Here is a 15,828-nt window from a genome sequence, read left to right on the forward strand (position 1 = left end):
GTTGCGTGTCCGAAGCGCTGGTGCGGTACCAGCGTCCGGGCGCCGTGCGCAGCCGCACGATCCAGCGTTTCGAGGGAGTGAGGGGCATCGGGCTCGCCTCCGCCGCCCTACTTGACGCGCATCCCCGCGACGGCGCCGGCATCCGGCGACAGGATGTAGAGGCCGCCGGCCTTGCCGTCCGCATCGGACGCCGCGAGGACCATGCCCTCGCTCATGCCGAACTTCATCTTGCGCGGCGCGAGGTTGGCCACCATCACGGTCAGGCGCCCGACCAGCGCCGCCGGGTCGTAGGCCGACTTGATGCCCGCGAACACCTGCCGCGGCTTGTCCTCGCCGATGTCGAGCTGCAGGCGGATCAGCTTGTCCGCCCCGTCGACGTGCTCGGCGCCGACGATCCGCGCGATGCGCAGGTCGACCTTGGTGAAATCGTCGATCGAGATGTGCGGCGACGCGGTTTCGGCGGACTGGGCCTCGTGCTGCTGTTTTTCTGCATGGCGCTGCTGCGACGACGCGGTCCCGGCTGCGGGCGCCGCGGCGGCGGGTGCGAGCGATTCGCGGTTGGCCTCGAGCAGCGCGTCGATCTGCTTGCGCTCGACGCGCGTCATCAGGTGTGCGTAAACGTTGACCGCGTGGCCGGCCGGCAGCGCCTGCCATTCACCGAACCAACCCAGTACGCCGATCGCGAGGAAGGCCTCGACCTTGGCGGCGAGCGCCGGCAGCACCGGCTTCAGGTACAGCGTGAGGTCGCGGAAGAGCGTCAGCGCGGTACTGCACACGACGTGCAGATCGGCCTCGCGCCCTTCCTGCTTGGCGAGTTCCCACGGCTTCCGGTCATTCACGTACTGGTTGGCGAGGTCCGCCAGATGCATGATCTCGCGCAGCGCGCGGCCGTAGTCGCGCTCCTCGTAGGCCTGGGCGATGCTTCCGGCCTCGAAGGCGGACTGGAACGCAGCCGTCGCGGCCGCATCGGCCGTCCCGAGTTTGCCGCCGAAGCGCTTCGTGATGAAACCCGCGCAGCGGCTGGCGATATTCACGAACTTGCCGACGAGATCCGAATTGACCTTCGCGATCATGTCGTCGAGGTTCAGGTCGACGTCTTCCATCGTGCCGTTCGACTTGGTCGCGAAGTAATAGCGCAGCCACTCCGGGTTCAGTCCCTGGGTCACGTACGAGCGCGCCGTGATGAAGGTGCCGCGGCTCTTGCTCATCTTCGCGCCGTCGACGGTCAGGAAACCGTTCACGCACAGTTGCGAAGGGGTGCGCAGGCCGGCGAATTGCAGCATCGCGGGCCAGAACAGGGCGTGGAAGTAAAGGATGTCCTTGCCGATGAAGTGGACCATTTCGGTGCCGGCGGCCTCGGCGCGCGCGGCCTCGACGAAGTCTTCGACGACGATGTCGCCGCGCTTGTCGGCGAGGTTGCGGAAGCTCGCCAGGTAGCCGATCGGCGCGTCCAGCCAGACGTAGAAGTACTTGCCCGGCGCGCCGGGGATCTCGAAGCCGAAGTAGGGCGCGTCGCGCGAGATGTCCCAATCCGACAGCGTGTTCTCGCCTTCCTGGCCTGCTTCGCCGAGCCATTCCTTCATCTTGTTGGCGGCTTCGGCCTGCAGGCGACGGGTGCCGGCTGCGTTCGTGCCGCGCGTCCACTCACGCAGGAAGGCGACCGCGCGCGGATCGGACAGGCGGAAGAAGTAGTGCTCGGAGGTCTTCAGCACCGGTTTCGCACCCGACACGGCCGAGTACGGGTTCTTCAGCTCGGTCGGTGCATACGCCGCGCCGCACACCTCGCAGTTGTCGCCGTACTGGTCGGCCGCGCCGCACTTGGGGCATTCGCCCTTGATGAAGCGGTCCGGCAGGAACATCTCCTTCACCGGATCGTAGAACTGCTCGATCGAACGCGTCTCGATCAGCTTCGCGGCCGTCAGGCGCTTGTACACCTCTTCGGCGTACGCGCGGTTTTCCTCGCTGTGCGTGCTGTGATAGTTGTCGAAGCCGACACCGAAATCGGTGAAGTCGCGCAGATGCTCGCCATGCACGCGGCCGATCAGCGCTTCGGGCGTGATCCCTTCCTTTTCCGCACGCAGCATGATCGGCGTGCCGTGCGTGTCGTCCGCGCAGACGTAGTGCACCGTGTTCCCGCGCATGCGCTGGTAGCGCACCCAGATGTCACCCTGGATGTAACCGACCAGGTGGCCGAGGTGGATGTCGCCGTTGGCGTAGGGCAGGGCGTTGGTGACGAGGATCTTGCGGGACATGTTCGGTCAGAGAAATCGAAAACGGGAGTTTAACAAACGCACGCGCCCTTTTCGTCCGGTGCGGATGCGATCGAGGGGCTATCGGGCAAACGGCCGGATGATGATTTCCACGCGGCGATTCTTGGCGCGCCCCGCTTCCGTGCCGTTGTCGGCGACCGGCTCGGACTCGCCGCGTCCGTCCGCCTGCAGGCGCGTCAGCGCGATGCCGTGCGTGCGCAGGTACTCGACGACCGCCTCCGCGCGGCGGATGGAAAGCCGCATGTTGTACAACTCGCTGCCGACGCCGTCGGTGTGGCCCAGGACCAGGATTTCCGTCTCCGGCTTTTCGGCAAGCACCGCGGCAATGCGGTCGAGGGTCGCCCTGAGGCCGGCGCGCGGCTCGACGCCGTCGCGCGCGAAGGCCTCCGCGCCGGGAATCAGCATCTGCAGGTTGCCGTCGTTGCGGGTAATGATCGACAGATCGCTCGCGCTGCTCAACGCGCGTGCAATGCGGGCGCGTTCGGTGTTCCAGTCCACCTTGGGCAGATGGCCGCCCTCCGTCCGCGGGGCCGGCTGCGGTGCGGATGACCGTTCGGGTTGCGGTTCGGCCGGGGTCGCACATGCGGAAAGCAGTGCTATCAGCGCCGGGAGCATCCATGCCTGAAATCGGGTCATGCTTGAGTGGGTCCTTGATGACGGGCAATCTCGCGAGGCGCGGATTTTACCGCGTCAGCACCCACGCAATGACCCTTTCGCATCCGAGGGTGAGCGTCGGCGCCGCCTTCGGTATGATGTAATTCTTGTCGCCCCGTTCGCGGGCCCGTGATTTTCGAGGAAGCCAGTCATGAGTCTCACCCCCGAGTCCGTTACCGAAGTGCTCAAAACCGTCGTCGACCCGAATACCGGCAAGGACCTCGTGTCATCCCGGTGCATCCGGAATCTCCAGGTGTCCGGCGGGAGCGTGGGTTTCGAGATCGAACTGGGTTATCCCGCCAGGACGCAGATGGCGATGATCCGCGATCTCGCCATCGGTGCGGTCCGCACCTTGCAGGGCGTCGAGCAGGTCGACGTCAGGGTCGGCAGCAAGATCGTCGCCCATTCCGTGCAGCAGGGCGTGAAGCTCCTGCCGGGCGTGAAGAACATCATCGCGGTGGCGTCCGGCAAGGGGGGCGTCGGCAAGAGCACGACGGCGGCGAACCTCGCATTGGCCCTTGCAGCGGAAGGCGCGCGCGTCGGTATCCTCGATGCCGACATCTACGGACCGTCGCAGCCGCAGATGCTGGGAATCGGTGAGCACAAGCCGCACTCGCTCGACGGCAAGACGATGGAGCCGCTCGAGGCGCACGGGCTGCAGGCGATGTCGATCGGCTTCCTCGTCGACATCGAGACGCCGATGGTGTGGCGCGGACCGATGGCCACCCAGGCGCTCAACCAGTTGCTCAAGGAAACGAACTGGAAGGATCTCGACTACCTCGTCATCGACATGCCGCCGGGCACCGGCGACATCCAGCTCACCCTGTCGCAGAGCGTCCCGCTCACCGGCGCCGTCATCGTTACGACCCCGCAGGACATCGCGCTGCTTGACGCGCGCAAGGGCCTCAAGATGTTCGAGAAGGTCGGCGTGCCCATTGTCGGTGTCGTCGAGAACATGAGCATCCACATCTGTTCGAATTGCGGCCACGAGGAACCGATCTTCGGCACCGGCGGCGGCGAAAAGCTGTGCGCCGATTACAACATCCCCTTCCTCGGCGCGCTGCCGCTCGACCTGCAGATCCGCAAGGAGGCCGATGGCGGCACGCCGACCGTGATCGCCGATCCGGACGGGCGCATCGCCGGCCTCTATCGCGAAATCGCGCGCAAAGTGGCCGTGCGCGTGGCCGAGAAGGCCAAGGACATGACGCACAAGTTCCCCAATATCGTCGTCAAGAACACCTGACCGGCGCGCGTCACCGGATTGGTGCTTTTGATCCGGCGACGCTTGCCCTACACTACGCGGATTTTTCGCGTCCGGCCTGTGCCGGACAGGTCGTCGAGGAAAACGCGCCCCATGTCCATCAAGTCCGACAAGTGGATCCGCCGCATGGCGGAACAGTACCGGATGATCGAGCCGTTCGCACCCGAGATGGTGCGCCACAACGACGGCGGCAAGATCGTCTCATACGGCACCTCGAGCTACGGCTACGACGTGCGTTGTGCCAACGAATTCAAGATCTTCACCAACATCAACTCGACGATCGTCGATCCGAAGGATTTCGACGCCCGCAGCTTCGTCGATTTCGTTGGCGAGGTGTGCATCATTCCGCCGAACTCCTTCGCGCTCGCCCGCACCGTCGAGTACTTCCGCATCCCGCGCAGCGTCCTGACGGTGTGCCTCGGCAAATCGACGTACGCGCGCTGCGGCATCATCGTCAACGTCACGCCGCTGGAGCCCGAGTGGGAAGGCCACGTGACGCTCGAATTCTCGAACACCACGCCGCTCCCGGCGAAGATCTATGCAAACGAAGGCGTCGCGCAGATGCTGTTCCTCGAGTCGGACGAAGTGTGCGAAACGTCCTACAAGGACCGCGGCGGCAAGTACCTCGGCCAGACCGGCGTCACCTTGCCGAAGATCTGATATCCCAAACCCCCGCCGCGCGAGGAGCAACGCTAGACAGGGCCGGCTGACGGCCCTTTGTGCTTTCCGGTAACGCGGGAGCAAACTCTTTCGGGCACGATCCCCGTTTGCCGCCAGGCGGCGTGCTGGAGAACACTGGAATGCGCTTTCATTTTCCGATCATCATCATCGACGAAGACTTCCGCTCGGAGAACGCGAGCGGACTGGGGATTCGCGCCCTTGCGAAAGCGATCGAGGACGAAGGCATGGAAGTGCTGGGTGTCACCAGCTATGGCGACCTGACCTCTTTCGCGCAGCAGCAGAGTCGCGGTTCGGGCTTCGTGCTGTCGATCGACGATGAGGAATTCTCGTCCGCGGAAGCCGCCGACAAGGCGATTGCCGACTTGCGCGCCTTCGTCGAGGAGATCCGTTTCCGCAATGCGGACATCCCGATCTTCCTGCACGGCGAAACGCGCACCAGCCGACATATCCCGAACGACGTGCTGCGCGAGATGCACGGCTTCATCCACATGTTCGAGGACACGCCCGAGTTCGTCGCACGTTATATCGTGCGCGAAGCGAAGAACTACCTCGAGTGCCTGCCGCCGCCGTTCTTCCGCGCGCTCACGCACTACGCCGCTGACGGCTCGTATTCGTGGCACTGCCCGGGCCACTCGGGCGGCGTCGCCTTCCTCAAGAGTCCCGTCGGGCAGATGTTCCATCAATTCTTCGGCGAGAACATGCTGCGCGCCGACGTCTGCAACGCGGTCGAGGAACTCGGCCAGCTGCTCGACCACACCGGTCCGGTGGCCGCGTCCGAGCGCAACGCGGCGCGCATCTTCAACTGCGACCACCTCTACTTCGTCACCAACGGCACCTCGACCTCGAACAAGATGGTGTGGCACACCAGCGTTGCGTCGGGCGACATCGTCGTCGTCGATCGCAACTGCCACAAATCCATTCTCCACTCGATCATCATGACGGGCGCGGTGCCGGTGTTCCTCACGCCGACGCGCAACCACTACGGCATCATCGGTCCGATCCCGCTCGACGAATTCCGGATGGAGACGATCCAGAAGAAGATCGAGGCCAACCCCTTCGCGCGCGGCGCCGCGAACAAGAAGCCGCGCATCCTCACGATCACGCAGTCGACCTACGACGGCGTCGTCTATAACGTCGAGACCATCAAGGAAATGCTCGACGGCAAGATCGATACGCTGCACTTCGACGAAGCATGGCTGCCGCACGCCGCCTTCCATGACTTCTATGGCGACTACCACGCCATCGGGGCCGACCGTCCGCGCTGCGAGACGTCGATGATCTTCTCCACCCAGTCCACGCACAAGCTGCTCGCAGGCCTGTCGCAGGCCTCGCAGATCCTCGTGCAGGATTCGCAGACGCGCAAGCTCGACCGCGACATCTTCAACGAAGCCTACCTGATGCACACCTCGACCTCGCCGCAGTACGCGATCATCGCATCGTGCGACGTTGCCGCGGCGATGATGGAACCGCCGGGGGGACCGGCGCTCGTCGAGGAATCGCTGTCGGAAGCGGTCGAATTTCGTCGCGCGATGCGCAAGGTCGATGCTGAATTTGGCGATGACGACTGGTGGTTCCAGGTGTGGGGTCCCGAGTACCTGCCCGACGAAGGCATCGGCGATCGCGAGGACTGGGTGCTCAACGCCGGCGAGCGCTGGCACGGCTTCGGCAATCTCGCGCCGGGCTTCAACATGCTGGACCCGATCAAGGCCACAATCATCACTCCGGGCCTCGACGTCGACGGCGATTTCGACGAGTCCGGCATCCCCGCCGGCATCCTCACGCGCTACCTCGCCGAGCACGGGATCATCGTCGAAAAGACCGGCCTGTACTCCTTCTTCATCATGTTCACCATCGGCATCACCAAGGGCCGCTGGAACACGCTGGTGACGGAGCTGCAGCAGTTCAAGGACGACTACGACCGCAACCAGCCGCTGTGGCGCGTCATGCCCGACTTCATCGCCAAGCACCCGCGCTACGAAAAGGTCGGCCTGAAGGATCTTTGCGGCCAGATCCACTCCTTCTACAAGGCCCGCGACGTCGCGCGCCTGACCACCGAGATGTACCTCTCGGACATGGTCCCGGCGATGAAGCCCGCCGACGCTTTCGCCAGGATGGCTCACCGCGAGATCGAGCGTGTCGCCATCGACGAACTGGAAGGCCGCGTCACCGCGATGCTCGTCACGCCCTATCCGCCGGGAATCCCGCTGCTGATTCCCGGCGAGCGCTTCAATGCGACGATTGTCCGCTACCTCAAGTTTGCGCGCGACTTCAACGCCGCGTTCCCCGGCTTCGAAACCGATATCCACGGGTTCGTGCGCGAACAGTCGAACGGGCGCGTCGATTATTTCGTCGACTGCGTTAAACAGGGCTGAGCGTTTTGTCGGGCTCGCGGCGGCGGATCGTCGCCGCGCCCGATGTCCTTCAGGACTTGCGCCGGTATTCGACGAAGGCGAAAGGAAAGTCGTTGGCCGCATCCGCGGCGTGGGATTCGCGGCTCGTCTCGATGAACCGCGAGCGATCGAAAGCGGGAAAAAAGGCGTCGCCGCTCACCTCGGCGCCGACCTCGGTCAGGACCAATGCGTCGGCGCGGTCGAGCAGTTGGCGGTAGATCTCGGCCCCGCCGATCACAAAGACCTTTCCCGTGCCGACCGCGGCGAGCGCTGCGTCGAGGCTCGTGAAGACCTCCGCGCAGTCTGCGACGTAGCTCGCGTCCCGGGTCACGACGATGTTGCGGCGTCCGGGCAGCGGCCGGCCCAGCGACTCCCAGGTCTTTCGCCCCATCAGTATCGGGGACCCGATGGTCGTCGCCTTGAAGTGCGCCAGATCGGCCTTCAGGCGCCAGGGCAGCGCATTGTCCCGGCCGATCACCCCGTTGCGGGCGACCGCGGCGATCAGCACGACTTCCGGCTGCATCGCGCTCATACGGCGACGTCCGCCTTGATGTGGGGATGCGGTTCGTACCCTTCCAGCGTGAAGTCCTCGAAGCGGAACGCAAGAATGTCCTTCACGTCCGGGTTGAGGATCATCCTGGGCAAGGGCCGCGGATCGCGCGACAGCTGCAGCCTGGCCTGCTCGACGTGGTTCGAGTAGAGGTGGCAGTCGCCGCCCGTCCAGACGAAGTCGCCCGGCTGCAGCTCGCACACCTGTGCAACCATCATCGTAAACAAGGCATACGACGCGATGTTGAACGGCACGCCGAGGAAGATGTCAGCGCTGCGCTGATAGAGCTGACACGACAGGCGCCCCCCCGCAACGTAGAACTGGAACAGCGCATGGCAGGGCGGCAGCGCCATACCCTCGACTTCGCCCGGGTTCCACGCCGAAACGATATGCCGGCGCGAATCCGGGTTACGTTTCAGCCCGTCGATCAGCCGGGCGATCTGATCCACGGCCCGGCCGTCGGCCGTCTCCCAGCGCCGCCACTGCTTTCCATACACCGGCCCGAGGTCCCCGTTCGCGTCGGCCCATTCGTCCCAGATCGACACGCCGTTTTCCTTCAGGTAGCGGATATTCGTGTCGCCTTGCAGGAACCACAGCAATTCGTGGATGATCGAGCGCGTATGCAGCTTTTTCGTCGTGAGCAACGGGAAACCGTCGCCGAGATCGAAGCGCATCTGCCAGCCGAACACGGACAGCGTGCCGGTGCCGGTACGGTCCGACTTTTGATGGCCGTGCTCGAGCACGTGCCGCATCAAATCCAGATACTGTTTCATGTGAGCGTCCGTCGCGGAGAGACCGGGATTCTACATCGTGCCGCAAACCTGCAAGGCATCACGAACGGTGCTGACATGCATGTGTTAGCCTCGTGATCGAAGCGATCCGGCGGAAGGTGCGGGCCGCACGACGGAATAAGGAGCGACCGGAGGGGGAGGTCATGTCAGACGAGTCGATCAGTGGTCGTGTGCAGGCCATCCAGGGCACGGCGCGAGCCCTTTCCGGTCAGGCCAGGCTGGTCGAAGTGCTCGCCGAATTCCGTGCACTTGACCAGAAGCTCGCGAAGCTTCCGGCTCCTCACTCCGGTCCGCTGGAGGCGTGCCATCGGGCAATCGCCAGTCTGGATGACGACGTGCACGAGTGTCTGGCGGGCGCCCGCGAGATCCTCGCGTCAGTCGCCGATGATAGCCATTGCCGCACCCTCCTGCACGCTGGCCGCGACACCCTCGGGTCCCTGCTCGATCACGTCGAGCGATGCCTGCAGGCATATGAGAAGGGCAGTCACGGCGTGCCGGAGCGGCCCATCCTCGCCGATTTGCGGTGGCGTCTTGCGCGGACGGCGGCCGACCGCGTGATCTGGGGGTGCTGTAGCAGCGGGCCGCCACACCCCCGGTTATGGCGTTGGCTGGGGATGGCCTTTGTGCACGCCCCCGACGCGCGCGACCTCTCGGGCGCAGTCTCTGAAAAGACGGGAACGCGAGCGCGCCACTCTGTCGAGTTCCATTATGTGCGGGCCATCGCCGCATGCACGGCGTCGCTCGATCTCCTTGCGCCGCGGCTTCTGGGGTCGGTGGACGGCTTGTTGCACCTGGCTACGCCAGTCCTGAGGCTGGAGCCTGATCGCTTCGACGGCGCCACCCATTTCGTCGATCCCCTGGGGGACGAGGCCCCCCACAGAATTGCCGGAGTCACCGAAAATGTGCCCGGGCGCTGGTTCTTCACTCCCTTGGCCGCATCCGCGGTCTTGAACGAATACCGCCATGCGCCCGCTGGGTCCGCTCCGACGGCTTGGTCCGATGCCCAGGACGCATCGCTCCAGGCGCTCGCAGTCGAGCATCTCCTTAGGCACTGGTCGGATATTCCTCCGATCCGGCGTCACAGGCGGCACCTGCTGGACGGAAAGCTCACCGCCGTGGCCGGAATCGAAGCACTCAAACGCGTTTTCGCGGGCGAGTTGCCCGAGCGGCGGGAGGAATGGCAACTGCGCGACGCAAGCCGTAGCGGGATCGGCGTGATCACCGCGAATCGATCGATTCGCATTGGCCAACTCATCGGTGTCCATCTTGTTGACGGAAAAGGTTGGCAACTCGGTCTCGTGCGACGTACCTGGGCACAGGGCGGCGACACCAATGTGGTCGGCCTTGAGCTGCTGTCGAGCAAACCCGTCGTGGCGCGCGTCGATGACGGTCGCTGTCCCGCCGAAGTCTTGCTGTGCGATCCACTGCTGCGGGGGGAGGCGGTACGAGTCGTCGTGCCATCGCGTACCCTCGGTGCTCCCTCGGTTCCCTTGTTCGTGACCCGAAACGGCAGCGTGCAGAAACTCAAGCCGCTCGACGCCTCCTATGTCGGTGAGGGGTTCGAACTGCGCGTGTATCAGGTCCTGTAGCTGACGCCCTGAACTATAGACGTGACAGCGCAGTCCTTCTGGTTGCGCCAGATGCGCCCCGTCACTATTAGCGGTCCGCTATGCTCGACGTCCTGCATTTTTTCGCGAAGCGCTTGACGGTTTTTCTGAGGTGTATATAATTCGCGCCTCTTCAGCGCTGCGGCGGATTTCGGCGGCGGCGGTGGGGCAGGAAAGAGGTGGTCAGGGCGGCGGCGGGTTTAAAAAAGTTTGCTGCGATGCTTGACGAAGTTGAGGTAGTTTGTCAGAATCTCTTTCTCGCTGCTTCTGCAGCGGTTCTTTAAAAAATTGGACAACCGATAAGTGTGGGTGCTTGGTTGGCGCGGCTGAGAACTGCTTCGGCGGTTTTAATGTTGCAAAGATTGAGTGCTCAGATGTAAGTCAGTAATGATTTCTTTGAGTGCTTTGTTGGATTGAACTTAAGAGTTTGATCCTGGCTCAGATTGAACGCTGGCGGCATGCTTTACACATGCAAGTCGAACGGCAGCGGGGGCTTCGGCCTGCCGGCGAGTGGCGAACGGGTGAGTAATGCATCGGAACGTGCCCAGTCATGGGGGATAACTACGCGAAAGCGTAGCTAATACCGCATACGCCCTGAGGGGGAAAGCGGGGGATCGCAAGACCTCGCGTGATTGGAGCGGCCGATGTCGGATTAGCTAGTTGGTGGGGTAAAGGCCTACCAAGGCGACGATCCGTAGCGGGTCTGAGAGGATGATCCGCCACACTGGGACTGAGACACGGCCCAGACTCCTACGGGAGGCAGCAGTGGGGAATTTTGGACAATGGGGGCAACCCTGATCCAGTCATGCCGCGTGAGTGAAGAAGGCCTTCGGGTTGTAAAGCTCTTTCAGACGGAAAGAAAACGCTTCCCCTAATACGGGAGGTGGATGACGGTACTGTCAGAAGAAGCACCGGCTAACTACGTGCCAGCAGCCGCGGTAATACGTAGGGTGCGAGCGTTAATCGGAATTACTGGGCGTAAAGCGTGCGCAGGCGGTTGTGTAAGACAGGTGTGAAATCCCCGGGCTTAACCTGGGAACTGCGCTTGTGACTGCACGGCTAGAGTACGGCAGAGGGGGGTGGAATTCCACGTGTAGCAGTGAAATGCGTAGATATGTGGAGGAACACCGATGGCGAAGGCAGCCCCCTGGGCCGATACTGACGCTCATGCACGAAAGCGTGGGGAGCAAACAGGATTAGATACCCTGGTAGTCCACGCCCTAAACGATGTCGACTAGTCGTTCGGAGAGGTAACTCACTGAGTGACGCAGCTAACGCGTGAAGTCGACCGCCTGGGGAGTACGGCCGCAAGGTTAAAACTCAAAGGAATTGACGGGGACCCGCACAAGCGGTGGATGATGTGGATTAATTCGATGCAACGCGAAAAACCTTACCTACCCTTGACATGCCTGGAATCCTGCAGAGATGCGGGAGTGCCTTCGGGAGCCAGGACACAGGTGCTGCATGGCTGTCGTCAGCTCGTGTCGTGAGATGTTGGGTTAAGTCCCGCAACGAGCGCAACCCTTGTCGCTAATTGCCATCATTAAGTTGGGCACTTTAGCGAGACTGCCGGTGACAAACCGGAGGAAGGTGGGGATGACGTCAAGTCCTCATGGCCCTTATGGGTAGGGCTTCACACGTCATACAATGGTCGGTACAGAGGGCTGCCAAAGCGCGAGCTGGAGCCAATCCCTTAAAGCCGATCGTAGTCCGGATCGTAGTCTGCAACTCGACTACGTGAAGTCGGAATCGCTAGTAATCGCAGATCAGCATGCTGCGGTGAATACGTTCCCGGGTCTTGTACACACCGCCCGTCACACCATGGGAGTGGGTTTCACCAGAAGTAGGTAGCTTAACCTTCGGGAGGGCGCTTACCACGGTGAGATTCATGACTGGGGTGAAGTCGTAACAAGGTAGCCGTATCGGAAGGTGCGGCTGGATCACCTCCTTTCAAGAGACAGGCCGTGTTGGCCAAGTATCCACAACTTATCGGTTGTTCAGGCAAGAGCCTCGAGTTTGACGAGAGGGTCTGTAGCTCAGCTGGTTAGAGCACCGTCTTGATAAGGCGGGGGTCGTTGGTTCGAACCCAACCAGACCCACCACCGAGACGAGAGGGGGATTAGCTCAGCTGGGAGAGCACCTGCTTTGCAAGCAGGGGGTCGTCGGTTCGATCCCGTCATCCTCCACCACCCGTTGGGTGGGCTCGGCTAGGTGGCTCGACGAAGGGTTAAGCCGTGTGCACGGGATGTGTGCAGGGCTTAGGCCTTGGTGCCAGTGTTCTTTAACAAAGTGGAAGAAGTAAAGTGTGCGGCAGCCGGTCGAAAGGCGGGTTGCTGCATGGGTTGGTGTGATTGCATTTTTGCGTTCATCGGCGCTTTGAACCAGCGGCCGGTGGATGCGCACAAGCGTGAGTTCGTCTGTAGCGGTTGAACCCTGGCGACAGGGTCCAGCGTTATAGGATCAAGCGACTAAGTGCATGTGGTGGATGCCTTGGCGATCACAGGCGATGAAGGACGTGCAAGCCTGCGAAAAGCGGGGGGGAGCTGGCAATGGAGCTTTGATCCCCCGATGTCCGAATGGGGAAACCCACTCCTTCGGGAGTATCCCGCGCTGAATACATAGGCGTGTGGAAGCGAACGCGGCGAACTGAAACATCTAAGTAGCCGCAGGAACAGAAATCAACCGAGATTCCCCAAGTAGTGGCGAGCGAACGGGGAAGAGCCTGCACGACTAAACCATCGATTTAGCAGAACGGTCTGGAAAGTCCGACAATACAGGGTGATAGTCCCGTATGCGAAAAATGGGTGGCGGGTCTGAGCGTGCGACAAGTAGGGCGGGACACGTGTAATCCTGTCTGAAGATGGGGGGACCATCCTCCAAGGCTAAATACTCGTGATCGACCGATAGTGAACCAGTACCGTGAGGGAAAGGCGAAAAGAACCCCGGGAGGGGAGTGAAATAGATCCTGAAACCGCATGCATACAAACAGTGGGAGCCTCGCAAGGGGTGACTGCGTACCTTTTGTATAATGGGTCAGCGACTTACGTTCAGTAGCGAGCTTAACCGAATAGGGGAGGCGTAGGGAAACCGAGTCTGATAAGGGCGACATAGTTGCTGGGCGTAGACCCGAAACCGGATGATCTATCCATGGCCAGGATGAAGGTGCCGTAACAGGTACTGGAGGTCCGAACCCACTAATGTTGAAAAATTAGGGGATGAGCTGTGGATAGGGGTGAAAGGCTAAACAAATCCGGAAATAGCTGGTTCTCCCCGAAAACTATTTAGGTAGTGCGTCGTACGGACACTTGCGGGGGTAGAGCACTGTAATCGTTGGGGGGGTCACTGCGATCTACCCCGCGATAGCAAACTCCGAATACCGCAAAGTGATATACGGCAGACAGTCCTGGGGTGCTAACGTCCTGGGACAAGAGGGAAACAACCCAGACCGCCAGCTAAGGTCCCAAATACATGGCTAAGTGGGAAACGAAGTGGGAAGGCATAGACAGCTAGGAGGTTGGCTTAGAAGCAGCCACCCTTTAAAGAAAGCGTAATAGCTCACTAGTCGAGTCGTCCTGCGCGGAAGATGTAACGGGGCTCAAGCCATGAACCGAAGCTGCGGATCTCGCAAGAGATGGTAGGGGAGCGTTCCGTAAGCCTGCGAAGGTGTCTCGAGAGGGATGCTGGAGGTATCGGAAGTGCGAATGCTGACATGAGTAGCGATAAAGGGTGTGAAAAGCACCCTCGCCGAAAGCCCAAGGTTTCCTGCGCAACGTTCATCGACGCAGGGTGAGTCGGCCCCTAAGGCGAGGCAGAAATGCGTAGTCGATGGGAAACAGGTCAATATTCCTGTACCGATTTTAGATGCGATGGGGGGACGGAGAAGGTTAGGTCAGCCGGGTGTTGGACGTCCCGGTTTAAGCGTGTAGGCGTGCCCCGTAGGCAAATCCGCGGGGCTGAGCCAAGGCGTGATGACGAGGTCTCTTTGAGACCGAAGTGATTGATACCATGCTTCCAGGAAAAGCCTCTAAGCTTCAGTCTAAGATCGACCGTACCGCAAACCGACACAGGTGGGCAGGATGAAAATTCTAAGGCGCTTGAGAGAACTCAGGAGAAGGAACTCGGCAAATTGATACCGTAACTTCGGGAGAAGGTATGCCCCAGTAGCTTGTAGGAGTACATCCGAAGGGCGAAGGGGCCGCAGAGAATCGGTGGCTGCGACTGTTTATTAAAAACACAGCACTCTGCAAACACGAAAGTGGACGTATAGGGTGTGACGCCTGCCCGGTGCCGGAAGGTTAAGTGATGGGGTGCAAGCTCTTGATCGAAGCCCCGGTAAACGGCGGCCGTAACTATAACGGTCCTAAGGTAGCGAAATTCCTTGTCGGGTAAGTTCCGACCTGCACGAATGGCGTAACGATGGCCACACTGTCTCCTCCTGAGACTCAGCGAAGTTGAAATGTTTGTGAAGATGCAATCTCCCCGCGGCTAGACGGAAAGACCCCATGAACCTTTACTGTAGCTTTGCATTGGACTTTGACGGGACTTGTGTAGGATAGGTGGGAGGCTTTGAAGCGGTGACGCCAGTCGCCGTGGAGCCAACCTTGAAATACCACCCTGGTGTCGTTGAGGTTCTAACCTGGGCCCGTGAATCCGGGTCGGGGACCGTGCATGGCAGGCAGTTTGACTGGGGCGGTCTCCTCCCAAAAGGTAACGGAGGAGTACGAAGGTCGCCTAGGTACGGTCGGACATCGTACTGATAGTGCAATGGCAAAAGGCGGCTTGACTGCGAGACCAACATGTCGAGCAGGTGCGAAAGCAGGTCATAGTGATCCGGTGGTTCTGTATGGAAGGGCCATCGCTCAACGGATAAAAGGTACTCTGGGGATAACAGGCTGATTCCGCCCAAGAGTTCACATCGACGGCGGAGTTTGGCACCTCGATGTCGGCTCATCACATCCTGGGGCTGTAGCCGGTCCCAAGGGTATGGCTGTTCGCCATTTAAAGTGGTACGTGAGCTGGGTTTAAAACGTCGTGAGACAGTTTGGTCCCTATCTGCCGTGGGCGCTGGAAGTTTGAGAGGACCTGCTCCTAGTACGAGAGGACCGGAGTGGACGTACCCCTGGTGTACCGGTTGTGACGCCAGTCGCATCGCCGGGTAGCTAAGTACGGAAGAGATAACCGCTGAAAGCATCTAAGCGGGAAACTCGCCTCAAGATGAGACTTCCCCGGGGCCTCGAGCCCCCTGAAGGGTCGTTGAAGACCACAACGTTGATAGGTCGGGTGTGGAAGCGCAGTAATGCGTTAAGCTAACCGATACTAATTGCCCGTGAGGCTTGATCCTATAACCCTGGATCGCTCAACAAACTCACACAACGCATCACACCAACCAACAACACTTTACTTCCCCCCTTTGTTACCCCTTACAGTCTGACGACCATAGCGTCCCGGAACCACTCCTTCCCATCCCGAACAGGACAGTGAAACAGGATCGCGCCGATGATAGTGCTCTACGTGAGTGCGAAAGTAGGTCATCGTCAGACTACCCCACTCAAAAAAGCCGCTCTCCTGCCATCCAGGATGAGCGGCTTTTTTTCGTCAACCGGCCAAGTCGATACGCGTCGAGC

General features: G+C 61.2%; 8 protein-coding genes, 2 tRNA genes and 3 rRNA genes. 9 read left to right on the forward strand and 4 right to left on the reverse strand.

The genetic code is table 11. The features are described 5' to 3' along the window. Positions 1–107: 107 nt before the first annotated feature. Both metG and CDA09_RS03810 read right to left on the reverse strand, forming a co-directional pair. On the reverse strand, positions 108–2,252 hold the full coding sequence (metG, locus tag CDA09_RS03805; RefSeq protein WP_121427404.1) for a methionine--tRNA ligase: 2,145 nt from the start codon (positions 2,250–2,252) through the stop codon (positions 108–110). 78 nt (positions 2,253–2,330) lie between these two features. Then, positions 2,331–2,906 (reverse strand): OmpA family protein, encoded by a 576-nt coding sequence (locus tag CDA09_RS03810; protein WP_121427405.1) that lies wholly within the window; start codon positions 2,904–2,906, stop codon positions 2,331–2,333. Positions 2,907–3,075: 169 nt separating this feature from the next. Here CDA09_RS03810 and apbC point away from each other — a divergent pair, with 169 nt between their 5' ends. The 3 genes from apbC (at position 3,076) to CDA09_RS03825 (ending at position 7,238) form a co-directional block, all read left to right on the forward strand. Then, positions 3,076–4,167 (forward strand): iron-sulfur cluster carrier protein ApbC, encoded by a 1,092-nt coding sequence (gene apbC, locus CDA09_RS03815; RefSeq protein WP_121427406.1) that lies wholly within the window; start codon positions 3,076–3,078, stop codon positions 4,165–4,167. Positions 4,168–4,278: 111 nt separating this feature from the next. Further along, a complete protein-coding gene (gene dcd / locus CDA09_RS03820) occupies positions 4,279–4,845 on the forward strand; it encodes a dCTP deaminase (protein WP_121427407.1) in 567 nt (188 codons plus the stop codon). Positions 4,846–4,985: 140 nt separating this feature from the next. Beyond that, positions 4,986–7,238 (forward strand): arginine/lysine/ornithine decarboxylase, encoded by a 2,253-nt coding sequence (locus CDA09_RS03825; RefSeq protein ID WP_121427408.1) that lies wholly within the window; start codon positions 4,986–4,988, stop codon positions 7,236–7,238. A 49-nt stretch (positions 7,239–7,287) separates the two neighbouring features. On the opposite strand, the gene CDA09_RS03830 is transcribed toward CDA09_RS03825, so the two are convergent. Continuing rightward, positions 7,288–7,788 carry a dihydrofolate reductase gene (locus CDA09_RS03830; RefSeq protein WP_121427409.1) on the reverse strand — a complete coding sequence of 167 codons (501 nt, stop codon included), beginning with the start codon at positions 7,786–7,788 and terminating at the stop codon, positions 7,288–7,290. After that, entirely contained in the window at positions 7,785–8,579 is a 795-nt protein-coding gene (locus CDA09_RS03835; protein WP_121427410.1) for a thymidylate synthase, read from the reverse strand. The genes CDA09_RS03830 and CDA09_RS03835 overlap by 4 nt, the downstream gene beginning before the upstream one ends. Positions 8,580–8,740: 161 nt before the next feature. Between CDA09_RS03835 and CDA09_RS03840 the strand changes: the two genes are divergently transcribed. The 6 genes from CDA09_RS03840 (at position 8,741) to rrf (ending at position 15,744) form a co-directional block, all read left to right on the forward strand. Beyond that, positions 8,741–10,186 carry a cyclic-di-GMP receptor FimW-related protein gene (locus CDA09_RS03840; protein WP_121427411.1) on the forward strand — a complete coding sequence of 482 codons (1,446 nt, stop codon included), beginning with the start codon at positions 8,741–8,743 and terminating at the stop codon, positions 10,184–10,186. Positions 10,187–10,619: 433 nt separating this feature from the next. After that, positions 10,620–12,155 (forward strand): 16S ribosomal RNA (locus CDA09_RS03845). A gap of 74 nt (positions 12,156–12,229) precedes the next feature. After that, positions 12,230–12,306 (forward strand) — tRNA-Ile (locus CDA09_RS03850). An 11-nt stretch (positions 12,307–12,317) separates the two neighbouring features. After that, positions 12,318–12,393 (forward strand) — tRNA-Ala (locus CDA09_RS03855). 269 nt (positions 12,394–12,662) lie between these two features. Then, positions 12,663–15,545: ribosomal RNA gene (locus CDA09_RS03860) — 23S ribosomal RNA — on the forward strand. A gap of 85 nt (positions 15,546–15,630) precedes the next feature. Further along, positions 15,631–15,744: ribosomal RNA gene (gene rrf, locus CDA09_RS03865) — 5S ribosomal RNA — on the forward strand. Together the 16S, 23S and 5S rRNA genes with 2 tRNA genes alongside form the textbook arrangement of a ribosomal RNA operon. The last annotated feature ends 84 nt before the right edge of the window (positions 15,745–15,828 follow it).

Source organism: Azoarcus sp. DN11 (genome assembly GCF_003628555.1).
Taxonomy (GTDB): Bacteria; Pseudomonadota; Gammaproteobacteria; order Burkholderiales; family Rhodocyclaceae; genus Aromatoleum.

Excerpts from the sequence above, each read along its gene's own strand:
- metG (WP_121427404.1), bottom strand. The coding sequence starts at position 2,252 with ATGTCCCGCAAGATCCTCGTCACCAACGCCCTGCCCTACGCCAACGGC.
- CDA09_RS03810 (WP_121427405.1), bottom strand. The coding sequence starts at position 2,906 with ATGACCCGATTTCAGGCATGGATGCTCCCGGCGCTGATAGCACTGCTT.
- apbC (WP_121427406.1), top strand. The coding sequence starts at position 3,076 with ATGAGTCTCACCCCCGAGTCCGTTACCGAAGTGCTCAAAACCGTCGTC.
- dcd (WP_121427407.1), top strand. The coding sequence starts at position 4,279 with ATGTCCATCAAGTCCGACAAGTGGATCCGCCGCATGGCGGAACAGTAC.
- CDA09_RS03825 (WP_121427408.1), top strand. The coding sequence starts at position 4,986 with ATGCGCTTTCATTTTCCGATCATCATCATCGACGAAGACTTCCGCTCG.
- CDA09_RS03830 (WP_121427409.1), bottom strand. The coding sequence starts at position 7,788 with ATGAGCGCGATGCAGCCGGAAGTCGTGCTGATCGCCGCGGTCGCCCGC.
- CDA09_RS03835 (WP_121427410.1), bottom strand. The coding sequence starts at position 8,579 with ATGAAACAGTATCTGGATTTGATGCGGCACGTGCTCGAGCACGGCCAT.
- CDA09_RS03840 (WP_121427411.1), top strand. The coding sequence starts at position 8,741 with ATGTCAGACGAGTCGATCAGTGGTCGTGTGCAGGCCATCCAGGGCACG.